The 24,957-nt window shown below is 67.3% G+C and carries 22 protein-coding genes and 1 tRNA gene; 12 read left to right on the top strand and 11 right to left on the bottom strand.

Going from position 1 to position 24,957, the window contains the following annotated elements; translation table 11 throughout:
* Positions 1-12: 12 nt before the first annotated feature.
* Positions 13-1,311, top strand: coding sequence for a solute carrier family 23 protein (locus AC1Q6E_RS16205; RefSeq protein ID WP_296555004.1), 1,299 nt, complete (start codon positions 13-15; stop codon positions 1,309-1,311).
* Positions 1,312-1,376: 65 nt separating this feature from the next.
* Here AC1Q6E_RS16205 and AC1Q6E_RS16210 read toward each other — a convergent pair whose 3' ends face one another.
* A complete protein-coding gene (locus tag AC1Q6E_RS16210; RefSeq protein WP_152800299.1) occupies positions 1,377-1,790 on the bottom strand; it encodes a hypothetical protein in 414 nt (137 codons plus the stop codon).
* A 111-nt stretch (positions 1,791-1,901) separates the two neighbouring features.
* Positions 1,902-3,470 carry a gamma-glutamyltransferase family protein gene (locus AC1Q6E_RS16215; RefSeq protein WP_296555065.1) on the bottom strand — a complete coding sequence of 523 codons (1,569 nt, stop codon included), beginning with the start codon at positions 3,468-3,470 and terminating at the stop codon, positions 1,902-1,904.
* 292 nt (positions 3,471-3,762) lie between these two features.
* Here AC1Q6E_RS16215 and gshA point away from each other — a divergent pair, with 292 nt between their 5' ends.
* Both gshA and AC1Q6E_RS16225 read left to right on the top strand, forming a co-directional pair.
* Positions 3,763-5,376, top strand: coding sequence for a glutamate--cysteine ligase (gshA, locus tag AC1Q6E_RS16220; protein WP_152800298.1), 1,614 nt, complete (start codon positions 3,763-3,765; stop codon positions 5,374-5,376).
* A gap of 75 nt (positions 5,377-5,451) precedes the next feature.
* Complete coding sequence (locus AC1Q6E_RS16225; RefSeq protein ID WP_152800297.1) at positions 5,452-7,116, top strand: Na+/H+ antiporter; 1,665 nt, start codon at positions 5,452-5,454, stop codon at positions 7,114-7,116.
* 13 nt (positions 7,117-7,129) lie between these two features.
* Here AC1Q6E_RS16225 and cls read toward each other — a convergent pair whose 3' ends face one another.
* The 4 genes from cls to AC1Q6E_RS16245 all read right to left on the bottom strand — a co-directional run bounded on the left by cls (position 7,130) and on the right by AC1Q6E_RS16245 (position 11,098).
* Positions 7,130-8,569 (bottom strand): cardiolipin synthase, encoded by a 1,440-nt coding sequence (gene cls / locus AC1Q6E_RS16230; protein ID WP_296555005.1) that lies wholly within the window; start codon positions 8,567-8,569, stop codon positions 7,130-7,132.
* A 9-nt stretch (positions 8,570-8,578) separates the two neighbouring features.
* Positions 8,579-9,166: a GTP cyclohydrolase II gene (locus AC1Q6E_RS16235; RefSeq protein WP_296555067.1), complete on the bottom strand. Its 588-nt coding sequence runs from the start codon at positions 9,164-9,166 to the stop codon at positions 8,579-8,581.
* Between the two features lie 210 nt (positions 9,167-9,376).
* Positions 9,377-10,189 carry an undecaprenyl-diphosphate phosphatase gene (locus tag AC1Q6E_RS16240; RefSeq protein ID WP_152800294.1) on the bottom strand — a complete coding sequence of 271 codons (813 nt, stop codon included), beginning with the start codon at positions 10,187-10,189 and terminating at the stop codon, positions 9,377-9,379.
* Positions 10,190-10,282: 93 nt separating this feature from the next.
* Positions 10,283-11,098 (bottom strand): inositol monophosphatase family protein, encoded by an 816-nt coding sequence (locus tag AC1Q6E_RS16245; protein ID WP_152800293.1) that lies wholly within the window; start codon positions 11,096-11,098, stop codon positions 10,283-10,285.
* A gap of 54 nt (positions 11,099-11,152) precedes the next feature.
* Between AC1Q6E_RS16245 and AC1Q6E_RS16250 the strand changes: the two genes are divergently transcribed.
* Both AC1Q6E_RS16250 and AC1Q6E_RS16255 read left to right on the top strand, forming a co-directional pair.
* On the top strand, positions 11,153-11,923 hold the full coding sequence (locus AC1Q6E_RS16250; RefSeq protein WP_152800292.1) for an RNA methyltransferase: 771 nt from the start codon (positions 11,153-11,155) through the stop codon (positions 11,921-11,923).
* Positions 11,910-13,064, top strand: coding sequence for a PrpF domain-containing protein (locus AC1Q6E_RS16255; RefSeq protein ID WP_152800291.1), 1,155 nt, complete (start codon positions 11,910-11,912; stop codon positions 13,062-13,064). The genes AC1Q6E_RS16250 and AC1Q6E_RS16255 overlap by 14 nt, the downstream gene beginning before the upstream one ends.
* 60 nt (positions 13,065-13,124) lie before the next feature.
* Here the strand turns inward: AC1Q6E_RS16255 and AC1Q6E_RS16260 are convergent, their stop codons facing one another.
* The 4 genes from AC1Q6E_RS16260 to AC1Q6E_RS16275 all read right to left on the bottom strand — a co-directional run bounded on the left by AC1Q6E_RS16260 (position 13,125) and on the right by AC1Q6E_RS16275 (position 15,811).
* Positions 13,125-13,889 (bottom strand): UDP-2,3-diacylglucosamine diphosphatase, encoded by a 765-nt coding sequence (locus tag AC1Q6E_RS16260; RefSeq protein WP_492573133.1) that lies wholly within the window; start codon positions 13,887-13,889, stop codon positions 13,125-13,127.
* A gap of 124 nt (positions 13,890-14,013) precedes the next feature.
* The gene (locus AC1Q6E_RS16265; RefSeq protein WP_152800290.1) at positions 14,014-14,517 is read right to left on the bottom strand and encodes a peptidylprolyl isomerase; all 504 of its coding nucleotides are present in this window, start codon (positions 14,515-14,517) and stop codon (positions 14,014-14,016) included.
* A complete protein-coding gene (locus tag AC1Q6E_RS16270) occupies positions 14,514-15,080 on the bottom strand; it encodes a peptidylprolyl isomerase (RefSeq protein ID WP_152800289.1) in 567 nt (188 codons plus the stop codon). Before AC1Q6E_RS16270 ends, AC1Q6E_RS16265 begins: the two co-directional genes overlap by 4 nt.
* Positions 15,077-15,811: a tetratricopeptide repeat protein gene (locus tag AC1Q6E_RS16275; RefSeq protein WP_152800288.1), complete on the bottom strand. Its 735-nt coding sequence runs from the start codon at positions 15,809-15,811 to the stop codon at positions 15,077-15,079. Before AC1Q6E_RS16275 ends, AC1Q6E_RS16270 begins: the two co-directional genes overlap by 4 nt.
* A gap of 197 nt (positions 15,812-16,008) precedes the next feature.
* Here AC1Q6E_RS16275 and cysS point away from each other — a divergent pair, with 197 nt between their 5' ends.
* From cysS to AC1Q6E_RS16310, 7 genes are all read left to right on the top strand, one after another.
* A complete protein-coding gene (gene cysS / locus AC1Q6E_RS16280) occupies positions 16,009-17,391 on the top strand; it encodes a cysteine--tRNA ligase (RefSeq protein WP_492573103.1) in 1,383 nt (460 codons plus the stop codon).
* Between the two features lie 33 nt (positions 17,392-17,424).
* Positions 17,425-18,102, top strand: coding sequence for a DNA-3-methyladenine glycosylase family protein (locus tag AC1Q6E_RS16285; protein ID WP_152800286.1), 678 nt, complete (start codon positions 17,425-17,427; stop codon positions 18,100-18,102).
* Between the two features lie 154 nt (positions 18,103-18,256).
* A complete protein-coding gene (locus tag AC1Q6E_RS16290; RefSeq protein ID WP_152800285.1) occupies positions 18,257-19,225 on the top strand; it encodes an acetyl-CoA carboxylase carboxyltransferase subunit alpha in 969 nt (322 codons plus the stop codon).
* Positions 19,194-20,630 carry a tRNA lysidine(34) synthetase TilS gene (tilS, locus tag AC1Q6E_RS16295; RefSeq protein ID WP_296555008.1) on the top strand — a complete coding sequence of 479 codons (1,437 nt, stop codon included), beginning with the start codon at positions 19,194-19,196 and terminating at the stop codon, positions 20,628-20,630. Before AC1Q6E_RS16290 ends, tilS begins: the two co-directional genes overlap by 32 nt.
* A 161-nt stretch (positions 20,631-20,791) precedes the next feature.
* A complete protein-coding gene (locus AC1Q6E_RS16300; RefSeq protein WP_152800283.1) occupies positions 20,792-22,051 on the top strand; it encodes an aspartate kinase in 1,260 nt (419 codons plus the stop codon).
* 102 nt (positions 22,052-22,153) lie between these two features.
* A tRNA-Ser gene (locus tag AC1Q6E_RS16305) sits at positions 22,154-22,245 on the top strand.
* Positions 22,246-22,775: 530 nt separating this feature from the next.
* Positions 22,776-24,419: a tannase/feruloyl esterase family alpha/beta hydrolase gene (locus AC1Q6E_RS16310; protein WP_492573104.1), complete on the top strand. Its 1,644-nt coding sequence runs from the start codon at positions 22,776-22,778 to the stop codon at positions 24,417-24,419.
* A 63-nt stretch (positions 24,420-24,482) separates the two neighbouring features.
* On the opposite strand, the gene AC1Q6E_RS16315 is transcribed toward AC1Q6E_RS16310, so the two are convergent.
* Complete coding sequence (locus AC1Q6E_RS16315; protein ID WP_152800281.1) at positions 24,483-24,902, bottom strand: carboxymuconolactone decarboxylase family protein; 420 nt, start codon at positions 24,900-24,902, stop codon at positions 24,483-24,485.
* Between the last annotated feature and the right edge of the window lie 55 nt (positions 24,903-24,957).

Below are 24,957 nucleotides of genomic sequence, written 5' to 3' on the forward strand. Positions count from 1 at the left end.
GGGAGTGTATCTATGGCGGGTTCTTACTTTCCGGCCTGGCGCGAACAGCCGGGCAGTCTGGAGGCGGGGCGCGTCATCGCGCCAGACGAGCGTCTGCCGTGGCCGCAGATGCTGGCCATGGGTGTGCAGCACGTGGTCGCCATGTTCGGCTCCACGGTGCTGGCGCCGCTCCTGATGGGCTTCGATCCCAACCTGGCGATCTTCATGTCCGGCATCGGGACGCTGCTGTTCTTCCTGGTGGTCGGGGGCAGGGTGCCCAGCTACCTGGGGTCGAGCTTCGCGTTCATCGGGCTCGTGATCGCGGTGACCGGATACGGGGGGTCCGGGTTGAACGGCAACATCGCCGTGGCGCTGGGGGGCATCATCGCCTGCGGCATCGTCTATGCGCTGATCGGACTGGTGGTGATGGCGTCCGGCTCGGGCTGGATCGAGCGCTTCATGCCGCCCGTGGTCACGGGGGCGGTGGTGGCGGTCATCGGCCTGAACCTGGCGCCGATCGCGGTCAAGGGCGTCTCCGCCCAGACCTTCGATGCCTGGATGGCGCTGGCGACGGTGCTGTGCGTGGGCGTCGTCGCGGTCTTCACGCGCGGCATGCTGCAGCGCCTGCTGATCCTGGTCGGCCTGCTGCTTGCCTATGTGCTCTACGCGGTGCTGACCAACGGCATGGGACTGGGCAAGCCCATCGATTTCACGCCGGTCGCGCAGGCCGCGTGGTTCGGGCTGCCCAACTTCACCGCGCCGGTGTTCAAGCTGGACGCCATCATCCTGATCGCGCCGGTGGCGGTGATCCTGGTGGCCGAGAACCTGGGGCACTTGAAGGCGGTGAGCGCCATGACGGGCTACAACATGGACCGCTACGTGGGCCGCGCCTTCGTCGGCGACGGCGTGGCGACCATGCTGTCGGGCAGCGTGGGCGGCACCGGCCTGACCACCTACGCCGAGAACATCGGTGTCATGGCGGTCACCCGCATCTATTCGACGCTGGTGTTCGTGATCGCCGCGCTGATCGCCGTCCTGCTGGGATTCTCGCCCAAGTTCGGCGCGATCATCCAGACCATCCCGGGGCCGGTGCTGGGCGGCGTGTCCATCGTGGTGTTCGGCCTGATCGCCATCGCCGGCGCGCGGATCTGGGTCGAGAACCGAGTCGATTTCTCCGACAACCGCAACCTCATCGTGGCCGCGGTCACGCTGGTGCTGGGCACGGGAGATTTCACCCTGCATTTCGGCGGCTTCGCGCTGGGCGGCATCGGTACCGCCACCTTCGGCGCCATCCTGCTCAACGCCCTGCTGGCGGGGACCCGCAAGCGCTGAATGCAAACACGGCCGGCGCGCGCAAGGCGTGCCGGCCGTTGCGGACCGCTATCCGGCCAGCGCCGTCACGAGGCCGGGAGCCGGGCCTCCCAGCGGCCTCCCTGCTGGTAGAACTCGTAGCGGTGGGTGCCCTCGCGGCGATTGCCCTTGACGTCGGCGCTGGTCGTGACGTCGCAGGTCACGCTTTGCGCGCTCGACGCGCTGCAATTGTCCAGGGCCTTGACCTCCAGCGAGCGCGTCATGCTGGTCGCCGAGGGGCCGTCGAAGCCCTGCTGGTTGTTCATGGACTGGATTTCCCTTTGCATGGCGTTCTGCAAGGCCTGGGTGGCCTGGTCCCGCGTCGGGGCCTGCTGGGCGTAGGCCGCGGCGCAGCAGCCGGCCAATCCGATGGCCAGGACGAAATGTTTCACCCCGGGGCCGCCCTGGGAAGGAATGCGGCCCCCGTGGGGGGGCGGCGCCGCATGATCGGTATGCTTCATCGCGTGCTCCTCGTAGATCGAAAACACCACATCTTTCAATCTAGTCGGCTTCGCGGCCACGCTGTGTAAGGTTTTACGTGGAATCTTGTCCGTTGGTAATCGGCGCTGCCTCTACCATGACGCCACGGAGCCGTCGCTGCGCGGGTCGGCGCCGCCTTCCAGCGTGCCGTCGGCATGCCGCAGGATCGCGCCGGCATGGCCCATGGTCTCGTCGTAGGGGCGCAGGATCTCGACCTCGTGCCCGCGCGCCCGCAGGGCCTCGGCCGTGGCGGCATCGAAGCGCGACTCCAGCTTCAGGGTGTCCGACGACTGGCCCCAGGTCCGGCCGAGCAGCCAGCGGGGCGCATCCACCGCGGCCTGGGGATTCATGCCGAAGTGCACGATGCGGGTGAAGACGGCGCTTTGGGACTGGGGCTGGCCGTCGCCGCCCATGTTGCCGTAGACCAGCGTGCGGCCGTCGGCCAGGTGGGCCATGGCCGGATTCAGCGTGTGGAAGGGCTTGCGGCCGGGCATCAGCGGATTGCGCGCGCGCGGGTCGAGCGAGAAGCTGCATCCCCGGTTCTGCCAGTTGACGCCCGATCCGGGCAGCACGACGCCGCTGCCGAACTCGTGGTAGATGCTCTGGATGAAGCTGACCGCGACACCCTGGGCATCGACCGCGCCCATCCATATCGTGTCGGCCGGCCCCTTGCCCTTGCCCCACGGAGCGGCCCGCTCCGTGGAGATCCGCGCGGCCATGGCGTCGAGTTCCCGGGGAGCCAGCAGCGACTGGGGATCGACGTCCATGTACGCCGGATCGGTGATGTGGGCATCGCGCACGCCGAAGGCCAGCTTGGTGGCCTCGACGCAAAGATGGACGTAGTCCGCGCCGGCGGGGTCCAGTTCCCGGGGCAGGCGGCGGTCCAACTGGCCCAGGATCAGCAGCGACACCAGGCCCTGGGTGGGCGGCGGTACGTTATAGACCTTGCCCAGGCTGTGTTCCAGCACCAGGGCCGTCTTCCAGACGGGCTGGTGCGCGGCCAGGTCGGCCGCGGCAAGCGGGCTGCCGACGGCGGCCAGGTCGCGGGCCATGGTCTCGGCCACCGCGCCCCGGTAGAAATCGTCCAGGCCGCTGCGCGCCAGGTGTTCCAGGGTATCGGCCAGCCGGGGCTGGCGGAACAGCGAGCCCGTCGCCGGGACCTGCCCGCCGGGAAGAAAGGTATCGGCGAACCCGGGAATGGACGACAACTCCTCGCGCTTGGCCTGGGTGCAGGCGGCCTGGCTGGCCGTGACCGGCATGCCCTGGCGGGCATAGCCGGCGGCATCGGCCAGCAGGCGCGCCAGCGGCAGGCGGCCGCCGAGTTCGCGGCGCGACCATTCGTAGGCGGCGTTCCAGCCCGACACCGTGCCGGCCACGGTATTGGCCGCCAGGCCGCCGCGGAAGGGGATCGTGTCCAGGCCGCGGTCGCGGTACGAGGCGATGTCCGCGGCGGCCGCCGCCGCGCCGCAGGCTTCCAGTGCCAGCGGGGGCTGGCCGGGGCGGCTGATCAGCCAGAATCCGTCCCCGCCCATGCTGTTCATGTGCGGGTACACCACCGCGATGGTGGCGGCCGCCGCGATCATCGCCTCGACGGCATTGCCGCCTTCGCGCATGACGGCCAACGCGCTTTGCGAGGCCAGCGCGTGCGGAGCGACGGCCATGGCGTGGCTGCCGCGTACGGGATTGGGGCTGAACGAGAGCGGCATCGACGCATTCCCATAGGCTGTGGAAAGCGTGATTGTGGCCCAGACCGCGGGCGTGCGGGGCATTTTCGCGGGGAGAACGGGGCAGGGGAGCGGCCGGAGTATGCTTGGCTCGGGCGAGTCCCGAAAAGAACGCAAGCCCGTAAGGGAATTCCAGGAGCATCCGGCCCCACACCTATAATGTGCCGCCCTGCCGCGTAGGCGCGTGGGCGGCAATTGGGATATAAACACGCCCATGCCGGCCGCGGCCATGCGAGACCGTACGAATTCAAGGACTTCCGTGAGTGATCTGCTAGACCGCCGCCTGGCGTTGCTGGACCAGCCCGCGCATCGCGCCGTGCTGGCCCGCAGGCTTCATGGCATCGAACGAGAAAGCCTGCGGGTCGATCCCCAGGGACACCTGGCGATGACCCCGCATCCGGTTGCCCTGGGCGCGGCGCTGACGCATCCCAGCATCACCACGGACTATTCGGAAGCCCTGATCGAGCTGATCACGGGTACCCATGCCGGCCACGAATCGCTGCTGGGCGAGCTGCGCGACATCCATCGTTTCGTCTACGGCGAACTGGATGGCGAACTGCTGTGGAACCAGTCCATGCCGTGCGGGTTGCCGCCCGAGAAGGACATTCCCATCGCGTGGTTCGGAACGTCCAACATCGGCATGCTCAAGCACGTGTACCGGCGCGGCCTGGCCTATCGCTACGGCAAGGCCATGCAGTGCATCGCCGGCATCCACTTCAATTTCTCGTTCTCCGAGGAACTCTGGCCGCTGCTGGCCGATGCCGGCGAACCCGCCGGCATCTCGGACAAGGACCGCCAGTCGGCCCGCTACGTCGGGCTGATACGCAACTTCAACCGCTACAGCTGGCTGCTGATGTACCTGTTCGGCGCCTCGCCCGCGCTGTCGGTCGATTTCCTGCAGGGCCGGCCGCACCGGCTCGAACAACTGGACGAGCACACGCTCTACCTGCCCCACGCCACCAGCCTGCGCATGAGCGACCTGGGCTACCAGAACAAGGCCCAGGCCGGCCTGAAACCCTGCTACAACGATCTGTCGACCTACGTCGCGCGCCTGTACGAAGCGGTCAGCACGCCCTGGCCCGAGTACGAGAAGATCGGCACGGTCCGCGACGGCGAATGGGTGCAGCTCAACACCAACATCCTGCAGATCGAGAACGAATACTATTCGAGCATCCGGCCCAAGCGCGTCGCCCGCAGCGGCGAGCGGCCCCTGCGGGCGCTGGCCGAGCGCGGCGTGCAGTACGTCGAGGTGCGCTGCATGGATATCGATCCGTTCCTGCCCGTGGGCATGGACGAGACCACCAGCCGGTTCCTGGACGCCTTCCTGCTGTATTGCACGCTGCAGGAAAGTCCGCTGTTCGGCGATGGCGGCCATTGCCGGCTCAGCGCCAACAACTTCCTGACCGTGGTCAAGCAGGGCCGCCAGCCCGGCCTGATCCTGAACCGCGACGGCAAGGAGATCGGCCTGCGCGCATGGGCCGACGAACTGCTCGATCGCATCGCCGCCTGTGCCGACCTGCTCGATCGGGTCCATGGCGAGACCGGCTATGCCGCTTCGGTGGCCGCGCAGCGCGCCAAGGTCGAGGCGCCCGAGCTGACGCCGTCGGCCCGCGTGCTCGACGCCTTGCGCGCCAGCGGGATGACGTTCCAGGCCTTCATGCTGGAAACCAGCCGGCAGCACGCGGCGCACTTCCGCGCCCAGCCCTGCACGGGCGAGCAGCTCGATCGCTTCCGCGGGCTGGCCGACCGCTCCCTGGCCGAACAGCGCGAGCTGGAACGCGCGCAGACGGGCGACTTCGGCGAATTCGTGGCGGCCTACCAGGCCGGTTTGCTGGGCAAGTAACCGGGATAGGGGCCGGGCCCGCTCTGGTTTGGTGGTAGGCTTGACGACGGTTTTTCCTCGCCGGGCCGCGTTTCCATGCAAATCGTCTTTACCGTATTGATGCTGCTGCTGGCAGTGGCGATGTCGGGGGTGGTGTCCAGGCTTTCTCCGATACGCCTGCCGTTGCCCTTGTTCCAGATCGCCATCGGCGCGCTGCTGGCGGCGCCGGCCTTCGGCCTGAAGGTGAGGTTCGACCCCGAGCTGTTCCTGCTGCTCTTCATTCCGCCGCTGCTGTTCGTCGATGGCTGGCGTATTCCCAAGCGCCAGCTGTACCAGTTGCGCGGCCCCATCCTCGCCCTGGCGCTGGGCCTGGTGATTTTCACCGTGGTCGGCGTGGGCTATTTCATCCACTGGCTGATACCCGCGATCTCGCTGCCCGTCGCCTTCGCGCTGGGCGCGGTGCTGTCGCCCACCGATGCGGTGGCGGTATCGGCCATCGTCGGCAAGAACCGGCTGCCCACCCGGCTGCAGCACGTGCTGGAAGGCGAGAGCCTGATGAACGATGCGTCGGGCCTGGTGGCCTTCAAGTTCGCCATCGCGGCGGTCCTGACCGGATCGTTCTCGCTGTGGCAGGCCAGCCTGAGCTTCCTCGTCATCGCGCTGGGCGGCCTGGCCGTGGGCGGTGCCCTGGCGTGGCTGCTGAGCCTGGGGCGCCGGATGGTGGCGCGCTGGACCGACGACGAACCGGCCATCCAGGTCGTGCTGTTGATGCTGACGCCGTTCGCGGCCTATCTGGTGGCCGAGCATTTCGGCGTGTCGGGCATCCTGTCGGCCGTGGCGGCGGGCATCGCCATGACCTATACCGAATCCGGGCAGGGGTCGTCGGCCATGCGGCTGCAAAGCAACAGCGTCTGGTCCATGCTGGAATTCGTGTTCAACGGCATGACCTTCATCCTGCTGGGATTGCAACTGCCCAGCGTGATCGGGCTCGCGCACGCCGACGCGAGGGAGGCGGGCAACGTGCCGGTCTGGCACCTGTTCGCCTATGTGGTGGCGATCACGGTGGCGTTGATCGCGCTGCGCTTCATGTGGGTCTGGATCACCTATCACCTCAAGAGCTTCCGCATGCTGTTGCAGGGCTCGCCGGTGCGCCGGGTCAATACCTGGGTGATCCTGACCACCTCGCTGTCCGGGGTGCGCGGCTCCATCACGATGGCGGGCGTGCTGACGGTGCCGCTGGAAATCTCCACCGGTATCCCGTTCCCCGGGCGGGATCTGTTGATCTTCCTGGCGACCGGCGTGATCCTTTGCTCGCTGCTGCTGGGCAGTTCATTGCTGCCGCTGGTGCTGCCCAGGGTTCCCACTCCGGCCGAGACCATGAAGGAAAAGGAAGAGCGCGAGGCGCGGCTCCGCCTGGCGCTGGCCGCGCAGGCCGGCCTGGAGCAGGCGCAGGTCCGTATGGACAAGGAACTGGCCGATGACGACGCGAAGGCCATGCTGGCCGACATCGCCGCCACGCTGGCCCAGATCTACCGCAACCGCATCGATGCCGAGAGCGACACGGCCGAGATCGCCCAGCGGGCCAACCAGCACCGCAATTTCGAACGCGACCTGCGCATGGCCGCGATCTACGCCCAGCGTACCGAACTGTACCGGCTGCGCGATGCGCGCCTGATCGACGACGACGTGTTCGCCGTCCTGCTGCGCGACGTGGACCTGGCGGAGAACTGGTTGTCGGGGCCGCTGGTCAGCAAGCACTGAGCGGCGGCGGGGCCTACAGCATGGGCGAGAACAGCCGCGCCGAGGCGTCGAACAGGCGGCGGACGAAGGTCGAGTGCCTGTCCTTGGGGACGCGGGCCGCATGGCGCAGGTCGAGTTCGAACTGCCGGCCCAGCTGGCGGGCCATGTCCTCGCCGTAGACCAGGGCGGTGACCTCGAAATTCAGCTCGAAGCTGCGGTTGTCGAAGTTGGCGGTGCCGATGAATGAATAGGTGTCGTCCACCAGCAGGGTCTTGGAGTGCAGCATCCGGTCCCGGTACTCCCAGACCTTGACGCCCGCGTCCAGCAGCTCGTCGAAATACGAACGCGAGGCCGCGGTCACCACCAGCGAGTCGCTGCGCCGCGGGACCAGCAGGCGCACGTCCACGCCCTTGCGCGCGGCGTTGGTCAGGCTCATCAGCGCCGCCTCGCTGGGAACGAAATAGGCCGTCGTCAGCCACACGCGCTCGGTCGCCGCGTTGATGGCCGCCACCAGGGCGCGATGGATGGACTGGCGGGGGTCGTCGGGGCCGGAGGTCAGGATCTGCAATTGATGCCGGCCACCCGGCATGTCGGGCAGCAACGCGTCGAGCTCGCAGTCGTCCGTGCGTTGTCCGGTGGTATAGGCCCAGTCCTCCAGGAACACCATCTGCAACCAGCGCACGGCCCCGCCCTCCAGGCGCAGATGCACGTCATGGTAGGCGTCGGGACGCACGCGTTCGTCCTCGTCGTCCGTGACGTTGAGTCCGCCGGTGAAGCCTATCCTGCCATCGCAGATCAGGATCTTGCGGTGATTGCGGTAGTTCGTGACGGGCCGCCAGCGGCGGCCGATCCGGACATTGTGGAAGAAATCCACTTGTGCGCCGGCCTCGCGCAGCGGCGCCAGGAAGCGGCGCCCCAGGCGGTCGGAGCCCAGCGCGTCCACCAGCAGGCGCACCGTGATGCCCTGGCGCGCCTTCTCGGCCAGCAGGTCGCGCATCGCGGTGCCGATGCGGTCGGGCTTGAAGATGTAGAACTCGAGATGGACGTGGTGGCGCGCTTGGGCGATGGCCTCCATGAAGGCGCCGTAGGTCTGTTCGCCTCCCACCAGGAGGCGGACGTCGGTGGCCGAGGACAGCGGGATGTCGCTGGTGGCGCGGGCCAGCGCCGCCATGCGTGCCACCGGGGGCGGGGTCTGGTGTTCGTGTTCGCGCAGCAGCGCGCGTTCGGTCTGGCTGGAGATCAGCAGGCGGCTGCGCAGCCTTTTCAGGCGCCGCCGTTTCAGGCGCTGGGGACCGAAGAAGTAGTAGACGGCATAGCCGATGTAGGGCAGTTGCGCCAGCACCAGTATCCACAGCACGGTGGACAGCGGCGGGCGCTTCTGCAGCACGATCCACACCGTGACGCTGGCGAGATAGAGGGCCCAGCCCACGGACCATGCATTGATCAGGTGGTGCTGCAGGTCGGCTTGGGGCATGGCACCTGCCTACAGGGGAATGGTGTGTTGCTTGTGGCGGACCTTGGCTTCGAGGTAGCGGCGGTTGTTGGGGTTCAGGTAGACCCCGGTGGGAATGATGCTTTCGATGTCGATGTCGTGCTCTTCGAGCTGGCTGGCCTTGTCCGGGTTGTTGGTCAGCAGCCGGATGCGAGCCACGCCAAGGGCCTGGAGCATCTGTGCCGCGGGCTCGAAGCTGCGGGCATCTTCAGGCAGGTTCAGGTGCCGGTTGGCCTCGAACGTGTCCAGGCCTTTCTTTTGCAGGGCGTAGGCGGACAGTTTGGCATACAGCCCGATGCCGCGCCCTTCCTGCCGCAGGTACAGCAGGATCCCGCCCTCGCGCGAGAAGCACGACAGCGCCTCGTGCAACTGCGGACCGCAATCGCACAGCTGCGACCCGAACACGTCGCCCGTCAGGCACTCCGAATGCACGCGCACCAGCGGCGGCGTGCCGCCCGGCTTGAGCTGCGGGAACACGATGGCCACATGTTCTTCCGTGAACCCGTTGAAAGTAATGAATTCCGGCGGAATCCCCCCCTCTTCGAGGGGAACGACAACCCGGTTCTTGATGGTCACCATACCGTTACTGTATTCCATGACAAGCGCCTTGCCCCGAGACATCGTCCGAGGACCCTGGATGCGGTGGATCCGGCTTTGCCGGTCCACCCGCATCGCCCCCCGGGACCCGGCGCCGGGCCGCCCCAAGGCGGAGTCCCGGCCCCCTTGGGGGGCTGCCGCGTAGCGGCTGGGGGTCCACCATTCGGGGCGCGCGTCAGCGCGTAGGGGGGATCAGAGCATCATCCAGAGGACGATGACCGTTCCAAGGGCAATACGATACCAGCCGAACACCCGGTACGAGTGGTTGGCGACGAAGCGCATCAGCGCCCGCACCACGACCAGCGCGGCGGCGAAGGCCGCCAGGAAGCCGATGCCGATGGCGGTGACGTCGTTGTTGGTCAGCGATTCGTGGTTCTTCCAGGCGTCGTAGACCGAGGCGGCCAGCATCGTGGGCATGGCCAGGAAGAACGAGAATTCGGTGGCGGTGGTGCGTTTGAGCCCGGCGGCCATGCCGCCGATGATGGTGGCGCCCGAGCGCGACGTGCCCGGGATCATGGCCAGGCACTGCGCCAGGCCCACCATCAGCGCCTGGAAGCTGGTGATTTCGCTGATGTTCTGGGTCTTGACCTCGCCCTGGGGCTTGCGCTCGACGAACAGGATGATGAAGCCGCCGATGATCAGGGTCGTCGCGACCACCCCGGGGGTGAACAGCACCGTCTTGATTTCCTTGATGAAGGTCACGCCGACGATGGCGGCGGGCAGGAAGGCGATGATGATGTTGCGCGCGAACTTCAGCGAGAACTTGTCGCCGGTAAAAATGCCCGCCAGGATGTGCGCGACCTTTTCGCGGAAGATCCAGATGACCGCCAGGATGGCGCCGAACTGGATGACGACTTCGAATACCTTGGCGTCCCCGGAGAAGAAGTGGATCCAGTCGCCCACCAGGATCAGGTGGCCGGTGCTGGATACGGGCAAGAACTCGGTCAGGCCCTCGATGATGCCGAGGAAAAAGGCTTTGATCAGGTAAAGCGTGTTTTCGGTCATGAGTGTCGGCGTCCGCGGGCGGACGAGGTGGATGGGCGCGGGTGGCGGCAAGGGGGCCGGGCTGGCCGTGGGGCCGGCCCGGTGGGGCTGTTGTCAGCCCCTTGCTTCCTTGAGAGGTTCCAGGAGGGACAAAAGCTGAGGGAAGACCTTGGGCGTGGCCGCGACGACCTCGCCGTTCCGCATCCAGCCTTGTTCGCCGTCGAAATCGCCGATCAGGCCGCCGGCCTCGAGGATGAGCAGGCTGCCCGCGGCCAGGTCCCAGGGCTTCAGGCCGCAGCCATAGTAGCCGTCGAGCCGGCCGGCGGCGACATTGGCCAGGTCCAGGACGGATGACCCCTGGCGGCGCACCCCCGAGGTGGTGGCCGATATCTGGCCGAAGGTCTTGGTCCACAGGGCCAGCCGCTTGCCGCTGGGGTCCGGGGCGAAACTCGTGCCGATCAGGGTCTCGGGCATGCGGGTGCGGCGCGAGACGCGGATGCGCCGGTCGTTCAGGAAGGCCCCGGCGCCGCGTGAGGCGGTGAACAACTCGTTGCGGGACGGATCGAAGATGCAGGCCTGGGTGACCTGGCCGCGTTGCATCAGCGCGATCGAGACCGCGTAGACCGGCATGCCATGGATGAAGTTGGTCGTGCCATCCAGCGGATCGATGATCCAGAGGTTTTCCTGCTGTCCGCTGGCATCGGCGGCGCCCAGGGCTTCACCGGACTCTTCGGCTAGAATTCCGTGGTCGGGGTAGGCCGTCTTCAAAATCTCAACAATGGCCGCTTCCGCAGCTTTGTCGACTTCGGTGACGAAATCGCCCGGTCCCTTCTGAGACACCTTGACCAGATCCAGGTCCAGGCTAGCGCGATTGATGATGGCGCCGGCGCGCCTGGCCGCCTTGACGGCGGTGTTGAGCATGGGATGCATAAGAGAGCCGATAAGGGCTGGGAATTGGTGAAACCCCTCTAGTTTAAAGGACACATGCTTTCCCGAGTCAGTTTCGTCATGGTCGAGCCCAGCCACCCCGGAAATGTGGGGTCCGCGGCACGGGCGATCAAGACCATGGGGTTCTCCCGCCTGGTGCTGGTCAACCCGAAAATTCCCGATACGCCGGCGCATCCGGAGGCGGTCGCGCTGGCCAGCGGCGCCACCGACGTGCTGGCGGCCGCGCGCGTCTGCGACTCCCTGGAGGAGGCCCTGGCCCCCGTCACCATGGCGTTCGCGATGACCGCCCGCCACCGCGACCTCGGCCCGCCGGCCTGTGACATGCGGCAGGCCGCGGAATTGGTGCGGGAGCACCTGGCCGGCGGCCTGGACGGGCAGGGCGGGGTCCAGGCGGCCGTCGTGCTGGGTACCGAGCGGTCGGGCCTGACCAACGAGCAGGTGGGAATGTGCCACCGGATCTGCCATATCCCGGCCAATCCCGAGTATTCGTCGCTCAACGTGGCGCAGGCGCTGCAACTGGCCGCCTACGAGCTGCGCTACGCGCTGCTGGGCGCCGAGGCGCTGGCGGTGGCCGGCCCGCGGGCCGAGCCGGCCTCGGGCGAGGCGGTCGAGGCCCTGCTGGTCCACTGGGAGCAGGCCCTGACAGCGGTCGGCTATCTGGATCCCAGGCACCCCAAGAAGCTGATGCCGCGGATGCGGCATCTTTTCGCCCGTGCCGGCCTGAGCCGCGAGGAAACCGACCTGTTGCGGGGGGTATGTACCGCAATGATCGCGCAATCCCGAAAGATTTCCCATGGCAGTTCTTAAGATTCCCGCCGTCTACATGCGCGGGGGAACCAGCAAGGGCGTGTTTTTCAATGCCCGGGACCTGCCCCGCGACCCCGAGCGGCGCGACCGCGTGCTGTTGCGCGTGCTGGGCAGCCCCGATCCCTATTCCCGCCAGACCGACGGCATGGGCGGGGCCAGCCCGTCCACCAGCAGGGTCGTGGTCGTGGATGCGTCCAGCCGCGATGATTGCGATGTGGAATACCGCTGCGGACAGGTCGCCATCGACCGTCCGGTCATCGATTGGTCCACCCGTGGCGGCAGCCTGGCCGTGGCGGTGGGGCCGTATGCCGTGCAGCAGGGGCTGGTCGCGGCGCGCGAGGGCACGACGGTGGTACGTATCTGGCAGCCGCATCCCGGGCGATGGCTGGCGGCCCATGTCGAGGTCCGCGGCGGGGAGGTGCTCGAAGACGGTGTCTTCACCGAGGATGGCGTGCCGTTTCCGGCCGCCGAGGTACGGCTGGACTTCATCGACGATGGCGCGTCCAGCCTGCTTCCCACGGGGCGCGTGCAGGACGTGCTGGACGTCGAGGGCATGGCGCCGTTGCCGGTCAGCCTGGTCCGGACCGACGCCGATGAGGCGACCATCTTCGCGCGCGCCTCGGACCTGGGGCTCAATGGCCGCGAGAAGCCCGATACCTTCAACCGCGACGCCAGGACGCTGGCCCGCCTGGAGTCCGTGCGGATAGCCGGGGCCGTGGCCATGGGCCGGTTGTCCCGCGCACGCGCGGAGAAACCGGGCGTGGCGCTGCCCAGGCTGATCTGGGTGGCGCCACCCATGTCGTACAAGAGCGCGGGGGGTGGCGACATCCCTCGCGACAGCATCGACGTGCTGGCTCGGAGCATGGCGGACGGGCGCATGCAGCGCGGCTTCGGGACCCGCAGCGCGATTTCGCTGGCGGTGGCCGCCGCCGTGCCCGGGTCGGTGGTGTCGCAGGTGGCGCGCACGCTGCCCGGCGTGGCGACCCGGATCGGCCATGCCAGCGGCGTGCAGGCCGCCTGGGCGACGGTGGTCAGCAACGGCAGCGGCTGGGGGCTGGAGCGGGCCACGGTATCCCGCACGGCGCGCTGCCTGATGAGCGGCTGGGTGCACGTGCCCGCGGGTCCGGGCCACCTGTTCTGACTGGATGCCGAGCCCCCGGGGAGGGGGCCGGGGAGGCAGGGCGAGGCATGCGCCCCGGTCTCAGTCGTCCAGCGCGATGTCGTGGTAGACCGGGCCGTCCTGGTCGATCGCCAGCCAGCCGCCGCGCGGATCGGCGGTATCGTCCAGGTCCCAGTCCTGCAGCACCCAGCGTTCGCAGCGCCGGCCGTTCATGTCGAACACCCGCCGGCCGGGCCGGTGCGTGTGGCCATGGATCATGCGGGTGACGCCGTGGGCGCGCAGCGCGGTTTCCACCGCCTGGGGGTTCACGTCCATGATGTCGGCCGCCTTGCGGCTTTTCTCTGCCATGCTGCGTTCGCGCATCTGGCGCGCGATGGCCTGGCGGGCCGCCAGCGGCTGGGCCAGGAACTGCGCCTGCCATTGCGGGTTGCGCACCATGGCGCGGAATTGCTGGTATTCCACGTCGTCGGTGCAGAGCTCGTCGCCGTGCGACAGCAGGAATTCGCCGCCGTCGGTGCGCAGCACGACCGGTTCGGGCAGCAAGCGGGTGCCCGTGGCCTCGGCCAGGCGTTTGCCCATCAGGAAGTCGCGGTTGCCGGGGCCGAGGTGGACCGGGATCCGCCCGGACGCGGCCCGCAGTCCGTCCAGGACCGCTTGCAGCCATGGCGCGGGCGTGTCGATCTCGTCATCGCCCACCCAGGCGTCGAAGATGTCGCCGGGCAACAGCAGGGCGCAGGCGCTGCCGGCCGCGGCCTGCAGGAAGGCCAGGAAGGCTTCGTGCGTGGCGGGCCCGTCGGGGCCCAGGTGCATGTCGGACGCCAGCCAGACGGGGCCGGCGAAAGTCAGGACGGAATGGGAAGCGGATGTCCCGGGAAGAGGGGAGCCGGTCACGGAAACTCTCGATGGGGCGGGGCCGGCAGCCGGCCGGCGCGGGAAGCGGGCGCTTCGCCACCGGCTCCGGCCCGTGGCGTTATTGGACGACTTCAGCCTTGGTGACGATGACGTCCTCGACGGGCACGTCCTGGTGGCCGGCGCGGCTGCCGGTCTTCACGCCTTTGATCTTCTCGATCACATCGGCGCCTTCGACGACCTTGCCGAACACCGCATATCCCCAGCCTTGGGGCGTGGGCGAGCTGAAGTTCAGGAAGTCGTTGTTGGCGACGTTGATGAAGAACTGCGCCGAGGCCGAGTGCGGGGCGTTGGTGCGCGCCATCGCGACGGTGTAGCGGTCGTTCTTCAGGCCGTTGGCGGCCTCGTTCTCGATCGGGGCCTGGGTGGGTTTCTGCGACATGCCGGGCTCGAAGCCGCCGCCCTGGATCATGAAGCCATTGATCACGCGGTGGAAGATCGTGTTGTCGTAGTGGCCGCTGTTGACGTAGGCCACGAAGTTCTCGACGGTCTTGGGGGCCTTCTCGGCGTCCAGTTCCAGGCCGATCAGGCCGTGATTGGTATGCAGGTTGACGCGGGTAGTCATTTGTTCAGGACCTCAGCTTTTTGGATCACGATGGGTTGGAGCGGGACGCCTTCGTTCTGGCCCCGCGTGGCGGTGGGTACGGCCTTGATCTTGTCGACCACTTCCTTGCCCTGTACCACCTTGCCGAACACCGCGTAGCCCCAGCCTCGGGTGGTGGGCTCGCGGTAGTTCAGGAAGTCGTTGTCGGCGACGTTGATGAAGAATTGCGCCGAGGCCGAATGCGGGTCGGGCGTACGGGCCATGCTCACGGTGTAGGCGGTATTTTTCAAGCCATTTGAGGCTTCGTTACGTATGCCGGGGCGCGTGGGTTTTTCCTTCATGTCGGCGGTCATGCCGCCGCCCTGGATCATGAAGCCGTTGATCACGCGATGGAAGACCGTGCCGTCGTAGTGGCCCTCGCGCACGTACTGCAGGAAGTTGGCGACGGTGCCGGGGGCGCGCGCGTCGTCCAGTTCGAGGACGATGCGGCCCATGGAGGTCTGCAGCGCGACCTGCGGCGCGGCCAGGGCGGCCGGGGAGGCCAGCGCGGCAGCCAGCGCCAGGCTGGAGAAAAGCAGTTTCATCGGGGTGTCCGGGGTAGGTGATCGGAAGACGCCGGTGCGCCCAGCAGTTTCCGGGTTTCGGTTTCCTTCTGGCTCGCGCTGGCGTCGCGCGGATTCAACTTGGTGGCCGTGCCATACGAGCGCGCCGCCAGCATGATATACAAATCGCCCAGGTTCTCGCGCGCGACGGCGTAGTCCGGAGCGGTCCGGATGGCCATGTCCAGGGCCACCTTGGCCTGGTCCAGCTGGCCGTCGGCCGCTTCCAGCGCGGCCAGGTTGTTCCATGGCTCGGGCAGTTCGGGGAAGCGCTCGGTCATGTCGCGGTAGACCGCCTTGGCCTCGTCGCGGCGGCCCAGCTGGCTGAGCGCGCGGCCTTTCAGGAAGAGCAACTGGGCGTTGGTGGCGTCGGGCGATTTCTGCTTGTCGGCGGCCAGGCGCTCGTCGATCTCGGCCAGGGTCTGGCCGGCCTTGCCCGCGTCCAATTGGTGTTCCAGCCGCTGCGCCAGGGCGCGTGTCGATTCGGGCAGGCTGGTGTCGACGCCGGGCTTGAGGGCTTCGAGCAGATTGCTGAGCCAGGGGATGGCCTTGTCGCCATCGGCGGAGGGCGCCAGCACCGGCGGCGTGGCCGTGGTGGTCTGGGCGGGAAGCGGGGCCGGCGCCAGCGCGGCGCCCAGCGCCAGCACGCCCGCCAGGACCGCCGCGCGGCCCGCGCCTGCGCGTGGGCGGAGGAAAGGTACGTGATTCGTGGTCAAACGATTCTGCCCGCAGATGGGGAGCGGCCAGGGCCGCTCCGTCCAGTTGATATAATCGTCATTCTAATAGCCCACAGCGCAACGCGCCCCTGTACCCCCACGCACCAGCCAGGGCACAGTGGATCCGGCTCCGCCGGCCCACCAGTGCCGCCCCCTCGAGGGGGCGCGCGAAGCGCGTAGGGGGTGGTCTCCCCCCCATGCTCCATATCTACAATACGCTCGCTCGTGCCAAGCAACCTTTCCAGCCGGTGGAACCGGGGTGCGTGCGCATGTATGTCTGCGGCATGACGGTGTATGACTATTGCCATCTCGGGCACGCCCGGATGCTGGTCAGCTTCGACGTCGTGCAGCGCTGGCTGCGGGCCAGCGGCTACCGGGTCACCTACGTCCGCAATATTACCGACATCGACGACAAGATCATCCGCAAGGCGGTCGAGACCGGCAAGCGGATTTCCGAAGTCACCGGCTTCTTCATCGATGCCATGCACGAGGACGAGAAGGCGCTGGGCGTGCAGCCGCCGGACTTCGAGCCGCGCGCCACCGAACACGTGGGCAAGATGCTGGAGATCGTGCGCCTGCTCGAGGACAAGGGCCTGGCCTACCGGGCCGGCGACGGCGATGTCAACTACGCGGTGCGCCAGTTCCCCGGCTACGGCAAGCTTTCCGGCAAGTCGCTGGACGACCTGCGCGCCGGCGAGCGAGTGCAGGTCGACACTTCCAAGCGCGATCCGCTGGACTTCGTGCTCTGGAAAGCCGCCAAGCCCACCGAGCCGCCGGAGTCCCGCTGGGAGTCCGAGTACGGGCCGGGGCGTCCGGGCTGGCACATCGAATGCTCGGCCATGAGCCGCGAATTGCTGGGCATGCCGCTCGACATCCATGGCGGCGGGCCCGACCTGAAGTTTCCCCACCACGAGAACGAGATCGCGCAGAGCGAGGGCGCCTACGGCGGCACGCTGGCCAATGCCTGGATGCACTGTGGCCCGCTCATGGTGGATGCCGAGAAGATGTCCAAGTCGCTGGGCAATTTCTTCACCGTGCGCGATACGCTCAAGCACTACGATGCCGAGGTGGTCCGCTACTTCGTCGTCCGCAGCCACTATCGCAGCCCGCAGAACTATGCGGCGGACAACCTGGCCGATGCCCGGGCCGCGTTGACCCGGCTCTACACCGCGCTGGGCAATGCCGAGCCCGACGCGTCGGGCGCCGATTGGGACGATCCGTCCGGGCAGGCCTTCCGGGCCGCCATGGACGACGATTTCAACACTCCTGAAGCCATCGCCGTGCTGTTCGACCTGGCCGCCGAGGTCAACAAGACCGCCTCGCCCCGCGCCGCCGGCCAGCTCAAGGCCCTGGGCGGCCTGCTGGGCCTGCTGCAACAGGAGCCGCGCGCCTTCCTGCAGGGCACGACGGCCGACCAGGATGGCGGCGCCGCGGATATCGAGGCGCGCATCGCCCAACGGGCGCAGGCCAAGAAGGACAAGGATTTCGCGGCCGCCGACCGCATCCGCGCCGAATTGCTCGCCGATGGCATCGTCCTCGAGGACAAGCCGGGCGGCGTGACCGTATGGCGTCGAGCCTGAGTGCCGCGAACCGCTGAACACCAGATGTTGAACATGAAGCTCCATGCCACGGCCGAGCCGGGCGGGTCCGAGCCCGCCGCTTCGTTTGCCGGCACCGACAAGCCCCCGTACTGGGACGCCGCGGTCGCGCACCTGCTCAAGCGCGACCGCATCCTGAAAAAACTGATCCCCCAGCATCCCGAGGTCCACCTGGCGGCCCAGGGCGAGCCCTTCCTGACGCTGGCCCGCGCCATCATCGGCCAGCAGATCTCGACCAAGGCCGCCGATGCCGCGTGGGAGCGCTGCCTGGCCGCCTGCGGCCGCCGCGTCACCCCCGGGGTGGTCGGCAAGCTGGGCCTGGCCGGCCTGCGTGAGGCCGGCCTGTCGCAGCGCAAGGCCGAATACCTGCTGGATCTGGCCGCGCATTTCCAGCAGCGCCTGGTGCATCCCGACCTGTGGACGGAGATGGACGACGAGGCGGTCATCGCCGAACTGACCGCGATTCGGGGCATTGGCCGCTGGACAGCGGATATGTTCCTGATTTTTAATCTGCGGCGGCCGGATATTCTGCCGCTGGATGATCCGGGGTTGCTGCGCGCCATTTCGCTGCACTATTTCAGCGGCGAACCGGTCTCGCGTTTCGAGGCGCGGGAAGTCGCCCAGGCCTGGAAGCCGTGGTGTACCGTGGCGACGTGGTATCTCTGGAAGAGCTTGCCCCCCCCTACGCGCTGACGCGCGCCCCCCAGGGGGCGATGCGGGTGGACCGGCGGAGCCGGATCCACCGCATCCTGGATCTGGGGCGGGGTGTGATGAGGGTTTGGAGTGATTGAGTTGTTGATGAACGAAGTTGGACGCCTGGGCGTCCGCTGCCCCTTGGGAGGGCCTGATGCGCAACGCATTTCTTGAATTCGAACAACCGCTGGCCGAGCTGGAGGGCAAGATCGAGGAACTGCGCTTCGTGCAGGCCGATTCCGCCGTCGATATCTCCGAGGAGATCAGCCGGCTGCAGCAGAAAAGCCAGGCGCTGGCCAAGGATATCTATTCCAAGCTGACGCCGTGGCAGACCGCCCTGGTGGCGCGTCATCCGCAGCGTCCGTATACGCTGGACTACGTGCGGGACATCTTCACCGATTTCCACGAGTTGCACGGCGACCGCATGTTCGCCGACGACCGTTCCATCGTGGGCGGCATGGCGCGGTTCAATGGCATGCCCTGCATGGTCATCGGCCACCAGAAGGGCCGGGACACGAAGGAACGCGCGGCGCGCAACTTCGGCATGCCGCGGCCCGAGGGCTATCGCAAGGCCCTGCGCCTGATGCGCCTGGCCGAGAAGTTCAGCCTGCCGGTCTTCACCTTCGTCGACACCCCGGGCGCCTATCCCGGCATCGACGCCGAGGCCCGCGGACAGTCCGAGGCCATTGGCCACAACCTGTATGCGATGGCCGAACTGCAGGTTCCCATCATCACCACCATCATCGGCGAAGGCGGCTCGGGCGGGGCGCTGGCCATCGCCGTGGCGGACTGCGTACTGATGCTGCAATACGCCACCTACTCGGTCATCTCGCCCGAAGGCTGCGCGTCCATCCTGTGGCGCAGCCAGGAGAAAGCCTCCGAGGCCGCCGAGGTGCTGGGCATCACGGCGCATCGCCTGAAGGCCCTGGGCCTGATCGACAAGATCATCAGCGAACCCGTCGGCGGCGCTCATCGCGATCCCAAGCACATGGCCCAGTTGCTGCGGCGTGGCCTGTCCGACGCGCTGCGCCAATTCCAGGGCGTCAAGGCAGGCGACCTGGTCACCACGCGCCTCGAACGGATCATGGCCTATGGCCGCTTCAAGGAAACCGTCCAGTCTTGACGCCGGCACGGACGTAGCGGCCCTGCACGCGTCCGTGCTGCTGGATCGGGCGCTGGAGGGCATGCCCCCGGTTGCCGGGCGATTCGCCGTCGCCCTGAGCGCCGGCCCCGATTCGGCCGCGCTGGCCGTGGCGGCCGCCGCATGGGCCGCGCGGCGGGGCCTGGAAATGAGGTTGTTCCACGTCCATCACGGCCTGCATCCCGACGCGGATGCCTGGGCCGGGCGGGCGGCCGACCTGGCCGGGCGCCTGGGGCTGCCGCTGGACGTGCGCCGGGTGCGGGTGGACCCCGCCGATTCCGCCGGCACCGAGGCCGCGGCGCGCGAAGCCCGCTACCGGGCCCTGGCGGGGATGGCGGCCGAGGCCGGCATCGATACCATTCTTCTTGCCCATCACCTGGACGACCAGGCCGAGACCGTGCTGCTGCGGCTGCTGCGGGGAGCGGGCACCGATGGCATGGGCGCGATGGCGGCGGAGACGCTCAAGGAGGGGATTCGTTACCTTCGGCCCTGGCTCGCCGTGCCCAGAAGTCGGATACTGGCGTACATGCACGCCTACTCGGCGCGCACCGGTTATGAGGCGGTCCAGGATCCGAGCAACCTCGATGCCCGCTATGCCCGGGGCATCCTGCGCACGGAGGTGCTGCCCGCCATCGAGCGCCACTGGCCGGGGTACCGCGCGACCCTGGACCGCTATGCGCGCCGGTCCGCCGAGGCAGCGGCTTTGCTGCGGGAAGTGGCGCAATCCGACCTGGACGGGGTCCAGGAGTTGCGTCCTCCCTACGGCAGCGCGCTGCGCCTGTCGGGGCTGAACCGGCTGGCGCCCGCGCGCAGGGCAATGGTGCTGCGGCTCTGGCTGGCCGGCCACGACATGGCCGCTCCGCCGGAAGCCCGCTTGCGGGAAATGGCCAGGCAATTGCAGGACGCGGCGCACGACAGGCAACTGTTGCTGCGCCATGGCGACAGGCAGGTGCGCCGTTATCGGGATCATGTCATCGTGGACAGCAGGGAGAAAGCGTCGTCGGGGGGGCTGGCGGCCGGAGTCGAGTTCAGGTGGGCCGGTGAACCCTCGATCCGGCTCGAGGCCATGGGCGGCACGCTGGTGTTCGCCGCGGAGGAGTCGGGCATCGACCCGGACTGGTTGCGCAACACGGCCTTGACCATGCGTTGGCGCCGAGGCCGGGAACGGCTCAGGGTCACCCCCCAGAGTCCGAGCCGCAGCCTGAAGAACCTCTACCAGGAGCGGGGCATTCCCACCTGGGAACGCGAGCGGCTGCCGCTCCTGTACCGTGGCGAAATGATGATTTTCGCCGCTGGACTGGGCGCCGACGCGCGGCTGCCGCAGGCCGCGCCGGGCATGCGCCTGGAGTGGGTGCCCGATCATCCCGGCGCCACCGTGACCTCCTGACGGCCGGAACCCGGCCCCCGGGCGCATGGCCCTATCCCGCTGTTTTGCGGAATTATCGTAGCTGGGCTACCATTTATGGTTAGCTTTTTCCCGGCCAACCGGCTTGGCAGGCCATGCCGCACGGCATCCAGGCTCAAGCATGCGTTAAGCGATACAAGACAATGGCACTAATCGTTCACAAGTATGGCGGTACGTCGATGGGCTCGGTCGAGCGCATCAAGAACGTGGCTCGGCGCGTGGCCAAATGGCACGCGGCCGGGCACCAGGTCGTGGTGGTCCCCTCGGCCATGTCGGGCGAGACCAACCGGCTCATCGGCCTGGCCAAGGAAATCCAGGAACAACCCGATCCGCGCGAACTCGACATGATCGCCGCCACCGGCGAGCAGGTCAGCGTGGGGCTCCTGGCCATGGCGTTGAAGGCGCAGGGCGTGGACGCCCGCAGCTACGCCGGCTGGCAGGTCCCCGTGCGCACCGATTCTTCCTACACCAAGGCCCGCATTTCCTCCATCGACGATACCCGCGTCCGTGCCGACCTCGATGCCGGCCGCGTGGTCATCGTCACCGGGTTCCAGGGCGTGGACGACGCCGGCAACATCACCACCCTGGGCCGGGGCGGCTCGGATACGTCGGCCGTGGCCGTCGCTGCCGCGCTCAAGGCCGCGGAGTGCCTGATCTACACCGATGTCGACGGCGTCTACACCACCGATCCGCGCGTCGTGCCCGAGGCCCGGCGCCTGAACGTCGTGTCCTTCGAGGAAATGCTGGAGATGGCCTCGCTGGGCTCCAAGGTCCTGCAGATCCGCTCGGTCGAGTTCGCCGGCAAGTACCGCGTGCCCACCCGCGTGCTGTCGTCGCTGACCGATCCGATGATTTCGCTCGACGAAGAAATGAAGTCGGGCACCCTGATTACTTTTGAGGAAGACGAGAAAATGGAAGCCGCCGTTGTATCCGGCATCGCATTCAGCCGGGACGAAGCCAAGATCACGGTCGTGGCCGTGCCGGACAAGCCCGGCATCGCCTTCTCCATCCTGGGCCCCATCGCCGACGCCAACATCGACGTCGACATGATCGTCCAGAACCAGTCCGTCGCCGGCACCACCGACTTTTCCTTCACCGTCAATCGCGGCGAGTTCAAGAAGGCGCTGGACGTCCTGAACGGCAAGGTGGTCCAGGCCATCGGCGCGCGCGAAGTCGTGTCCGACGACAAGGTCTGCAAGGTCTCCATCGTCGGCATCGGCATGCGTTCGCATGCCGGCATCGCCAGCCTGATGTTCCGGACCTTGTCGGAAGAGGGCATCAACATCCAGATGATCAGCACCAGCGAGATCAAGACCTCGGTGGTCATCGAAGACAAGTACATGGAACTGGCCGTGCGTGCGCTGCACAAGGCGTTCGGCCTGGACCAGGTCGCCGCGCAATAATCGCGGCGCCGCGGCGCGCCCGGCACCGAGGGAAAACTGCAAATTTTTCAGCCGTCCGCGGCTGGATCCCTCCTCGGGCCGTGGTACACTGCCGGCTCTTTCGGAAGCGTGCCCGAGTGGCCGAAGGGGCTCCCCTGCTAAGGGAGTATGCGGCTAAAACTGCATCGTGGGTTCGAATCCCACCGCTTCCGCCAGCTTCATCGAAAAACCCCTTGAGAAATCAAGGGGTTTTTTGTTTGTGCTGTCTCCTTCATCTCAGGGATGGACGGTTGCCGCGAGTCGCTACCGGTGGCGCCGGCTGGTCGTTCAGCGAGGTCCCGCCGTCCTTTCTCAAGGCGAAGCAGCCCCCCGACCGCACGAGACCGTTTGATGGCAATGCCGGGCCGCATCACCGGCGCCGCGCTACGGGCGAATCGACGGCAAGTGTCGGTTGGCGCTCGATATCGTTGCCGTCAGGACTAACCCTATTCGCGTAATTCTCAGTTATATGTAAGGTATTTTTATATCAATATTCTTTACAAAGGTCGCTGGCTGGATGCAGTGGGGCCGCATCCGTGGCGCTGGCCCATGCCAGGCGCGCCTTCACATAACAACGGCCAATGCCGTAGACACCAATGAAGGGGACAGCACTGTGCATGCATCAGGTAAATGTCTGGCGGTGGGGTGGGGCGCCGGAGGGTTGGCGGCGATTCTGGCGGTTGCCGGTTGCGGAGGGTCGGGCGCGGTGCCTGAACCCCAGGCGCTGACCGGGGAGGCGGCCTGTGCGGCCGTCAAGGGTTTCAGCGGCACGGAGCACAAGGGTGCCATCACCGGCGCTACGTGGGTGCCGGCTGGCACGGAGAAATCCGCACCGACCGCGACCGCGTTTCTACCCGCTCACTGTGTGGTCAAAGGTTCCCTTGAACCCCGGACAGGTGTCGACGGCAAGAGCTACGCGACAAAGTTCGAACTTCGTCTGCCTCTCGATTGGAACCAGCGCTTCTTCTTTCAGGGTGGCAGCGGACTGGAGGGCACCCTGGCTCCCGCGTATGGCCCGACAGGTGGATCGAAGACGGCTCTGGAGCAAGGCTTCGCGGTGGTTTCCCAGAACGGCGGCCACGACAATGCCGATCTGCCGGCGCCCGAGGCCTTCGGCTTGGATCCCCAGGCGAGGGTGGACTTCGGCTACGGATCCATCATCAAGACCTCGAAGGCCGCCAAGAGCCTGATCGCCAACTACTATGGCGACGCGGCCGAGCGATCCTATTTCGACGGATGCTCCACCGGGGGGCGGCAGGGCATGACTTTTGCACAGCGTTTCCCGGACGAATTCGACGGCATCGTCGCGGGCGCTCCGGTATTCGACTTCGGCCGGGTCGTGGCAGCCCGGATCTGGGGCTGGCAGCAGGCCGCAGCGGTGGTGTCTCGAGAGCCGACCGGCATGCCCCGTTTTCACGAGGCGATGCCCCAGGCGGATCGCCAGTTGTTCCAGCGCGCGCTTCTGGCTGCCTGCGATGCGCAGGACGGAGTGGTCGATGGCATGATGAGCAACGTGGCCGCATGTACTTTCCGTCCCAAGGAGCTGCTTTGCGCCGGAGAAAAGACCTCGGAATGCCTGTCGGCCGATCAGGTGCGCATCTGGGAAGCCGTGCTGGATGGGCCGGTCGATTCCGCCGGCGCGGTATTCAAGGTGCCGGGCTATCGATCGCCCGGAGAGGTGCCGGTCCGCGGATACCGCATCGACGCCGCGTGGATGACGTCCGCCGGTCAGGCGGCCCGCATCACGGGGCAGGGACCGATTCTGGATATTCAATGGAAGCTGAATATCGACCCGACACCCATCCTGTTCATGACCCCGCCCCAGCCAGGATTCCAGCCTCTCGATGATATCAATTGGGATACCTGGGGCAACTCGATGACCGTCAATGCGCCGTGGCTGGCGTCGGACCCGGATCTGGGGCGCTACCGTGACGGAGGGGGCAAGATGATCTTCTATCACGGCACGGGAGACAGCGGACCGAACGCCGTCGACACGATCGACTATTACGAATCCGTCGTGGCACGCAATGCGAGTCGCGAGCAGACGGGCAAGTTCGCCAGGCTTTTCCTGGTGCCGGGCATGGGCCATTGCCGAGGGGGGCCCAGCACCGACACCTTCGATCGCCTGGCACCGATCATGGATTGGGTTGAGCGCGGCAAGGCGCCCGATTTCATCGTTGCGCAGGCAACGCCGGGGAACGCCGACCTCGCCGCGGTGACACCTGCGATTCCGGCCAACCGGACACGTCCGCTTTGCCCGTATCCCTCGTACGCACGTTACAACGGAACCGGGTCGATAGATGACGCCGCCAACTTCAAGTGCGCGCCACCTGCCGCCGACCCGGCCTGAACCATGCACGAGCCGGCGGGGACGCCTTCGCGCTTGCCCCGCCGCGCCGGTCGTGGTTTTTCCTCAGATCCCCATCTCCGCGAACACTTCCAGCATCACCCGCTGGCTGTCCAGCGCCGCGGGCACGCCGCAGTAGATGGCGGCCTGCAGGAAAACTTCGTTGATCTCTTCCTTGGTCAGGCCGTTGTTGATCGCGCCGCGCACGTGCAGCCGTAGCTCGTGCGGGCGGTTCAGCGCCGTGATCATGGCCAGGTTCAGGAAGCTGCGGGTGCGGCGGTCCAGTCCCGGACGGTTCCAGACATCGCCCCAGCAGTGTTGCGTGACCAGTTGCTGGAGCTCCATGCGCAACGGATCTTCGGCGGCCTTGGCCAACGAGGCGTCGACGTACTCGCGGCCGAGCACCTCGCGGCGGGTGGCCAGTCCTTGTTCGAACAGGGCTTCGTTGTAGCTGCCGCCGAGCGCGGTGCGGTTCGATTGGGTCATGCTCGTCTCCTGGATCGGTACTGCGCGAGCATAACCCTTCCTTTTGCCGCGGACC

Source organism: Pigmentiphaga sp. MLSB6-MA01 (genome assembly GCF_058793475.1).